Consider the following 7,259-nt stretch of genomic DNA (forward strand, 5'->3'; position numbering starts at 1 on the left):
GCGCCGACGAAGTGACCGACGGCGGCATTCAGGACAAGGTGCTGGCCAACGCGCCAGACGCCGCCAGCGGCTTCTTTGCCGTGCCCAAGGTGATCGAATGAGCCCGCTGACCGAACTTTCACTGGCGCAGATGCAGGCCGGCCTGGCGACGAAGCAGTTTTCCGCCGTCGAACTGGCGCAGGCGCATCTCGATGCGATGGCGGCCAACCGGCATCTGAATGCCTTTATCGTCGAAACGCCGGAACTGGCGCTGGCGCAGGCCAAGGCCGTCGACGATGGCACCCGCACCGGGCCGTTGGCCGGCATCCCGCTGGGCATCAAGGATCTGTTTGCCGTTGAAGGCGTGCAGACAACTGCGGGTTCCAACATCCTCAAGGGTTTTGTGCCGCGTTATGAATCGAGCGTGACGGCCAATCTGCTGCGCGATGGCGCGGTGTTCCTTGGCAAGCTCAACATGGACGAATTTGCCATGGGCTCGTCGAACGAGACCAGCGCCTTTGGCCGCGTCATCAGCCCGTGGAAAGCCAAGGGTTCGGAGGCCGAACTGGTGCCCGGCGGATCGTCAGGCGGTTCGGCGGCGGCGGTTTCGGCGCGGCTGTGCGCCGGTGCCACCGGCACCGACACCGGCGGCTCCATCCGCCAGCCGGCGGCGTTTGTCGGCATCGCCGGCATCAAGCCAACCTATGGCCGCGCCTCGCGCTGGGGCACGATCGCCTTTGCTTCTTCGCTGGATCAGGCCGGCCCGATGGCGCGCACTGTCACCGATTGCGCCCATCTGCTCACCTCGATGTGCGGGTTCGATGCCAAGGATTCGACCAGCCTTGATGTCGCCGTGCCCGATTGGGCTGCAGGCTTGACGGGCGTGATGAAGGGCAAGCGCGTCGGCATTCCCGCCGAATATCGCCTTGACGGCATGGACCCGGAAATCGCCGCGCTGTGGGATCAGGGCATCGCCTGGCTGCAAGCCGAAGGCGCCGAAATCGTCTCCGTCTCGCTGCCGCACACCAAATACGCGCTGCCGACCTATTACATCGTGGCACCGGCCGAAGCGTCGTCCAACCTCGCCCGCTACGACGGTGTGCGTTATGGCAACCGCGTCACGCCCAAGGGCGGCAATGTCCACGACATGTACGCCGCCACCCGCGCTGCCGGCTTTGGCAAGGAAGTGAAGCGCCGCATCATGATCGGCACCTATGTGCTGTCGGCGGGCTTTTACGACGCCTATTACACCCAGGCCCAGAAAGTGCGGGCGCTGATCGCACGCGATTTCGAACAGGCCTTCGAAAAATGCGACGTGCTGCTGACGCCAACGGCGCCCAGCCCGGCGTTCGCGTTCGGGGCCAAGGCCGATCCGCTCGCCATGTATCTGAACGATGTTTTCACCGTGCCCGCCAGCCTTGCTGGCCTGCCGGCGATGAGCGTGCCGGCGGGCCTGTCGGCCTCCGGCCTGCCGCTTGGTCTGCAGATCATCGGCCGCCCGCTTGACGAGATGGGCGTGCTCGATGCCGGCCTCGCCATTGAACGGGCAGCCGGCTTCAGCGCCCGACCGTGATGGCATGCTGATGGAGCAGTTGGCGTCGCGGGCGGGGCTGCTGCAGTTCCTGCGCTTTGGCTTGGTTGGCGTGTTCAACACCACGGCCAGCTATCTGATCATCCGGATGCTCGCTGAACCGCTTGGCGTGCCGACAGCGAGTGCGATTGGCTATGCCGCCGGGGTGGCGCAAAGCTTCCTGCTCAACCGCTTCTGGACCTTCAGCGCGACAAGGCCGCAGGGTGACGGCCGCTGGGGGCTTGAAATGTTGCGCTTTCTTGCCGTCAATATCGCCTGTGGCGGGTTGTTTACGGCCGTCAACACGCTGGCAGCCCCGCATATCGGGCTGCTGGCCGCCACGCTGGCCGGGGTTGCATTGGTGACGCCGCTCGGCTTTATTCTCAACAGGTTCATTGTGTTCCGCTGATATGCGGTCGGGGGGTCGCGCCATGGTCGGATTGTCGGTGGTCATCCCGTGTTACAACGAGGAAGCATGCCTGCCCGAGCTGCATCGCCGGGTCGCGGCCATCGCCCACCAGTGTTTTGGTGATGATCATGAAATCGTGCTGATCAACGATGGGTCGCGCGATCGCACCTGGGCGATCATGCAGGAACTGGCGGCCAGTGACCCGCAACTGGTCTGCCTCAATCTGGCGCGCAACCATGGCCACCAACTGGCGCTCACGGCCGGGCTGGATCTATGCCGCGGCGAAAAGATCCTGGTGATCGACGCCGACCTGCAGGACCCGCCGGAACTGCTGCCCGACATGCTGGCGACGATGGCGCGTGAGCAGGCCGATGTCGTTTATGGTCTGCGCACCAGCCGCGATGGTGAAAGCTATGCCAAGAAGTTCACCGCCGGCCTGTTCTACCGCATCCTCGATCGGCTGACCGATATCAACATCCCGCTCGATACCGGTGATTTCCGTCTGATCAGCCGGCGCGCGCTGGATGTGCTGATGGCGATGCCGGAACAGGCGCGCTTTGTGCGCGGCATGGTGGCATGGATCGGCTACACCCAAGTGCCCTTCCCCTACGCCCGCGCCCAGCGCCTGGCCGGGGTGACGCACTACCCCTTCACCAAGATGCTCAGCCTGGCATTTGATGCCATCACCGGCTTTTCCACCAAGCCGCTGCGCTTTGCCTCCCACGCCGGCCTCTGGCTGGTTGGCCTGCTGGTGCTGGTTGCCATCTATATTCTGGCCAAGTGGTTGACCGGCGGCACCGTGGAAGGCTGGACCTCGCTGAGCCTGCTGGTCATCGGCATCGGCGCTGCGCAGATGCTGGTTCTGGGCGTGATCGGCGAATATCTGGGCCGCGTTTATGTCGAGGCCAAGCGGCGGCCGCTCTATATTGTTGCCGATGTGGTGGGCAGCAGCCGGCCGATGGCGCGACTGGGGGTCAGCCCCCAAGCGGCCATTACGGCTTCGTCGCCAACGCCAGCAGGCTCAACCCCGGCGGCAACGGCAACCGGCCAACCAGGTGACGTTCCCAGCCAAACACGGCCGTGAACAGGCCATTCAACGGCCCGGGCAGATCATCATCCTGCCGGCCTTCGCGGCCCGACAGCCGCGACGCCAGCCGCTGCGCCACGGCCAGCGGGAACAACATGCTGTTGAAGCTGGTCAGCAGCTGCAGTTCGAGGCCCGATCCGGCAAAGGCCGCTTTCAGGCTGGCCTTGCTGTAACGGCGCATGTGGTGATTGGCGACGTCGTGGCTGCTCCACATCCACTGGTGCTGCGGCACGGTGACGAGCAGGCTTCCGCCCGGTACCAGGCGGCCGGCAATGGCGGCCAGCGTGGCGCGATCTTCCGGCACATGTTCCAGCACGTCGAGCAGGGCAATCAGATCATAACGCTCCACCGGCAGGGGCGGCAGATCGGGCAGCCGCGCCGGCAGCACGGCACGGCCCAGCGCCTGGCTGGCCAGCGCGCGGGCATCGTCGTCAAGCTCCACGGCGTCCACCGCGCCAAACTGGCCCAGCATGCCAAGATTGTGGCCAGTGCCGCAGCCGATTTCGAGCACATGGGCAGCCGGCGGCAACGGCACGTGGCGCGCGATCACATCCGCCAGCACGCGGCGCCGCGCCACATACCACCAGTGCGAACCGGCGTGGGCCGCCATGTGATCATAGATGCCGCGTTCCATGGAAATTACTGCCCCGATTCAAGGCGCAACAGGCGGAACCGGCCCGCCTGGGCGACCACAGGATAAGGCGTTTCCGGCAAGGGCCGATCCGCCGCCGCCTGGCAAAGCAGCACATAGGCATAGCCGGCACGGGCGTAGGCCGCGACCACCAGTTCCGGGCGCAGGCGGGATTGCGGGCCGGGTGGGCGCAGCGCCAGTTCTTCGCGGGCTGCCGCCAGCCGGCCGCGCAGCTGCAGTGGCTGCGCGGTGCGAATGGCAAACAGCGGCGTGGCATGGCCATGGCGCAGCAGCAGCAGCGGCGGGTACATCTCGCAGCGATTGGGCATATCTTCATGGGGAGTGGCGCTCACCGGCAGACCGGCAACCACCTGGCCCGGCGGCAAGGCCCGCGCCACCGCATCAAAATCGGCAAGATCAGCGGCAGTGCCATGCCATTGCACTGCCACCATCAACAGCCGCACGCCTGCCAGCGTGGCCAGCCCAGGCAGCAGCAGCCCCAACCGGCCCGGCCCCGGCATGATCCCGGCAACCAGCACCATGGCGAGGAACAGCGGCATGCGATCCGAAACATAGCCGCTGCCGAACAGCGCCGGCGGCATGATCAGCACCAGCACGATGCCGGCCAGCGCCGGCACCACCGCCAGCGGCGCCAACTGCAAGGCGCGCCGCTGGAAAGCCAGCCCCAGCAGCGCCAGCAACAACACCAGCCACAGCGCATCAGCCGGATACGACGGGCCTTCGGCGACCCGGATGATGGTTTCCAGCCGCTGCACCGCCAGTTCAACCAGTCGGTTCATCAACAATCCCTGGGCGCGCAGCCGCGACAGGCTTTCATCGGCATTGGACACGCCGCCCGCCGCAGTTGCGGTGCGCGAAGCCAAGAACAACAGCACCGGCACCACCGCCAGCAGCGCGCATTGGCCCAGGCCACTGACCAGCGCCCCGAAACGGCGCGGGCGCTGTTGCCACCAATAGCTCAGTTCAAGACTGGCAATCAGGATGCCAAACAGCCCGAACGCCAGCGCGTGACAGAAGAAAATGGCCAGTGCCAGCAACAGCGCCAATCCCAACCGCCGCAGCGGCCGGTCGCGCTGGGTCAGCCACCAGGCCGCTGTGAGCAAGGCCAGGCCCAAGCCTAGCAGGAACCCGGCGAAACCCCAGTTGAAAATCCAGCTGTAAAGCAGCGGCAGCGCCAACAGCAGCGCCGGCCAGCGCACCTGCCCGGTGATGGCACGATTGAGTGTCAAAAGGCCGGCAAACAAGACCGCCAGGATCAGCACCGCCAGCAGGTGCGGCAGCAGCGCCAGCGGCACGATCTGCAAGGCCGCCAGCGCAATCACGTCCAGCCCGATATTGGGCAGGACCGCCCAGACCGAGGCATAATTGGCGGCAAACAGCGGATTGTCTGCCAGCGTGGCCAGCACCTGAAAACGCGCGACATGATTATAGAAATCGATGAGCGGCAGCACCGGCGTGACGATCAGCGGCAGCAATCCCAGCGCCAGCATCAGCGCGGCCGCCGGCCAACGCACTGCGTTGCCCCATCCGGCCGGCGTCGCCGGCAAGGCTGGTGCAGTCCCTGTCATCACTCCATTATCTGTGCCCGGTTGCACAAAAACCCCTGATCGCCAGCTTTGCCTCCCCCCACGGTCAGCAACGCGGTGTTATTCCGCCTGTTTCACCACGCCCGACCACGTGCCACAGGCGCACTTCGGCTAAAGCCCGCAAGCAGCTTTGTCCATGCGGATATCGCGTGCAATCGCCAACGATACGCCAAGCTGCGGGCTTGCAAAGCCAGACGACGCTGGCCATAGCGTGCACCATGTCTGGAGCAGCGAAGTACATCGTCAAGGGCGCCACCGGCGATTGGGAAATCGTGGTCGGCCTCGAAGTCCATGCGCAGGTCACGGCCAAGGCCAAGCTGTTTTCAGGGGCCAGCACCGAATTCGGCGCCGAACCCAATGCCCAGGTCAGCCTGGTTGATGCGGCGATGCCGGGCATGCTGCCGGTGATCAACGGCGAATGCGTGCGCCAGGCCGTGCGAACCGGCCTCGCCATCAACGCCCAGATCAACAAATGGTCGCGCTTTGACCGCAAGAATTATTTCTACCCCGATCTGCCGCAGGGCTACCAGATCAGCCAGCTCTATCACCCGATCGTGGGCGAAGGTCATCTGGATATCGAGCTGGACGATGGCACCAGGAAAACCATCGGTGTCGAGCGCATCCATCTGGAACAGGACGCCGGCAAATCGGTGCACGATCTGCACCCTTCGATGAGCTATGTCGATCTTAACCGCTGCGGCTGCGCGCTGATGGAGATCGTCTCGCGTCCTGATATCCGCTCGCCAGCCGAAGCCGGGGCCTATGTCGCCGCGATGCGCCAGTTGCTGCGCTATGTCGGTTCCTGCGATGGCAACATGGACGAAGGCTCGATGCGGGCCGATGTGAACGTATCGGTGCGCAAGGCCGGCGACGAATTCGGCACCCGCACCGAAACCAAGAACGTCAACAGCGTGCGCTTCATCATGCTGACGGTGGAACATGAAGCCCGCCGCCAGGTCGATCTGATCGAAAGCGGCGGCAAGGTGATCCAGGAAACCCGGCTGTTCGATCCGGGCACCGGCACCACGCGTTCGATGCGCGGCAAGGAAGACGCGCACGACTATCGCTATTTCCCCGATCCCGATCTGCTGCCGCTGGTGTTTGATGATGCCTTCGTCGAACAGTGCCGTGCATCCCTGCCCGAACTGCCGGCGGCCAAGCGCGCCCGCTATGAAGCCACGCTGGCCCTGTCGCCCTATCTCGCCGCCGTGCTCTCGGCCGAGAAGGAAACCGCCGACTGGTTCGAAACCGCCCTGGCGGCCACTGCCACCCGCGTGGGCAAGCCCGAACTCGACGTGGCCCTGCGCGTTGCCAACTTCATCTCCACTGATCTGTTTGGCGCGCTGAAGAAGCTGGGCTTGGAAATTGACGACAGCCCGGTATCGCCCGACGCGCTGGCCGAACTGCTGGCGCTGGCGGCTGATGGCACGCTGTCGGGTCCGCTGATGAAGCAGGTCTTCGAAGCCATGCTGGAAACCGGCGAAGGCGCGGCCAGCATCGTCGAAAGCCGCGGCCTCAAACAGGTTTCCGACACCGGCGCCATCGATGCCGCCATAACAGAAGTGATGGACGCCAACCCCGACAAGGTGGCCGAATATCGCCAAGGCAAGGACAAATTGTTCGGCTTCTTCGTCGGCCAGGTCATGCGCGCCATGGCCGGCAAGGCTGCACCGGGCGTGGTCAACGACCGGTTGAAGGCATTGTTGGACGGCTAAAACCAAGCCTGCCAACCAAATATAAAGGAAATCATGTCCTGATGCGCTGCTTCGGCAAGTATTGCCGAAGTGATTCGCGTGTCAGGTTGCTCAATGATTCTCAAGCCCCGTGAAGATCGCAACACCAGCGTTGCAACGCTGGAACGGTTGATGGCCCACCCGGCCGCACAGGGCCAAGGCATTGCGCAAAGCCGTAAGAGCTTCCACGTCCCCTAGAATGTGCACCGTTTCATGTTCAGAATGCTGACCAAATACGTGTAA

General features: G+C 64.5%; 8 protein-coding genes. 6 read left to right on the forward strand and 2 right to left on the reverse strand.

Going from position 1 to position 7,259, the window contains the following annotated elements; all coding sequences use genetic code 11:
- The 4 genes from RMO81_RS03840 to RMO81_RS03855 form a co-directional block, all read left to right on the forward strand.
- Positions 1-101: Asp-tRNA(Asn)/Glu-tRNA(Gln) amidotransferase subunit GatC (locus RMO81_RS03840; RefSeq protein ID WP_310474428.1), on the forward strand; the 101-nt coding region annotated here is incomplete at its 5' end.
- Positions 98-1,552, forward strand: coding sequence for an Asp-tRNA(Asn)/Glu-tRNA(Gln) amidotransferase subunit GatA (gene gatA / locus RMO81_RS03845; protein WP_310474420.1), 1,455 nt, complete (start codon positions 98-100; stop codon positions 1,550-1,552). The genes RMO81_RS03840 and gatA, both read left to right, overlap by 4 nt.
- Positions 1,518-1,958, forward strand: coding sequence for a GtrA family protein (locus tag RMO81_RS03850; protein ID WP_310474421.1), 441 nt, complete (start codon positions 1,518-1,520; stop codon positions 1,956-1,958). Before gatA ends, RMO81_RS03850 begins: the two co-directional genes overlap by 35 nt.
- A gap of 22 nt (positions 1,959-1,980) precedes the next feature.
- Entirely contained in the window at positions 1,981-3,042 is a 1,062-nt protein-coding gene (locus RMO81_RS03855) for a glycosyltransferase family 2 protein (protein ID WP_310474422.1), read from the forward strand.
- On the opposite strand, the gene RMO81_RS03860 is transcribed toward RMO81_RS03855, so the two are convergent.
- Both RMO81_RS03860 and RMO81_RS03865 read right to left on the reverse strand, forming a co-directional pair.
- On the reverse strand, positions 2,951-3,679 hold the full coding sequence (locus RMO81_RS03860) for a class I SAM-dependent methyltransferase (protein ID WP_310474423.1): 729 nt from the start codon (positions 3,677-3,679) through the stop codon (positions 2,951-2,953). The two genes, RMO81_RS03855 and RMO81_RS03860, sit on opposite strands and share 92 nt — an antisense overlap.
- Positions 3,680-3,684: 5 nt before the next feature.
- Positions 3,685-5,211, reverse strand: a complete 1,527-nt coding sequence (locus tag RMO81_RS03865) for a hypothetical protein (protein WP_310474424.1) — start codon at positions 5,209-5,211, stop codon at positions 3,685-3,687.
- A 290-nt stretch (positions 5,212-5,501) separates the two neighbouring features.
- Between RMO81_RS03865 and gatB the strand changes: the two genes are divergently transcribed.
- Together gatB and RMO81_RS03875 are read left to right on the forward strand one after the other, a co-directional pair.
- Positions 5,502-6,998 (forward strand): Asp-tRNA(Asn)/Glu-tRNA(Gln) amidotransferase subunit GatB, encoded by a 1,497-nt coding sequence (gene gatB, locus RMO81_RS03870; RefSeq protein ID WP_310474425.1) that lies wholly within the window; start codon positions 5,502-5,504, stop codon positions 6,996-6,998.
- Positions 6,999-7,091: 93 nt separating this feature from the next.
- Positions 7,092-7,214 (forward strand): hypothetical protein, encoded by a 123-nt coding sequence (locus RMO81_RS03875; RefSeq protein ID WP_310474426.1) that lies wholly within the window; start codon positions 7,092-7,094, stop codon positions 7,212-7,214.
- The last annotated feature ends 45 nt before the right edge of the window (positions 7,215-7,259 follow it).

Source organism: Sandarakinorhabdus sp., from assembly GCF_031422795.1.
GTDB lineage: Bacteria > Pseudomonadota > Alphaproteobacteria > Sphingomonadales > Sphingomonadaceae > Sandarakinorhabdus.

What these genes read in the sequence shown, in the direction of transcription:
- gatA (WP_310474420.1), top strand. Translation starts at nt 98, where the DNA reads ATGAGCCCGCTGACCGAACTTTCACTGGCGCAGATGCAGGCCGGCCTG.
- RMO81_RS03855 (WP_310474422.1), top strand. Translation starts at nt 1,981, where the DNA reads ATGGTCGGATTGTCGGTGGTCATCCCGTGTTACAACGAGGAAGCATGC.
- RMO81_RS03860 (WP_310474423.1), bottom strand. Translation starts at nt 3,679, where the DNA reads ATGGAACGCGGCATCTATGATCACATGGCGGCCCACGCCGGTTCGCAC.
- RMO81_RS03875 (WP_310474426.1), top strand. Translation starts at nt 7,092, where the DNA reads ATGATTCTCAAGCCCCGTGAAGATCGCAACACCAGCGTTGCAACGCTG.
- gatB (WP_310474425.1), top strand. Translation starts at nt 5,502, where the DNA reads ATGTCTGGAGCAGCGAAGTACATCGTCAAGGGCGCCACCGGCGATTGG.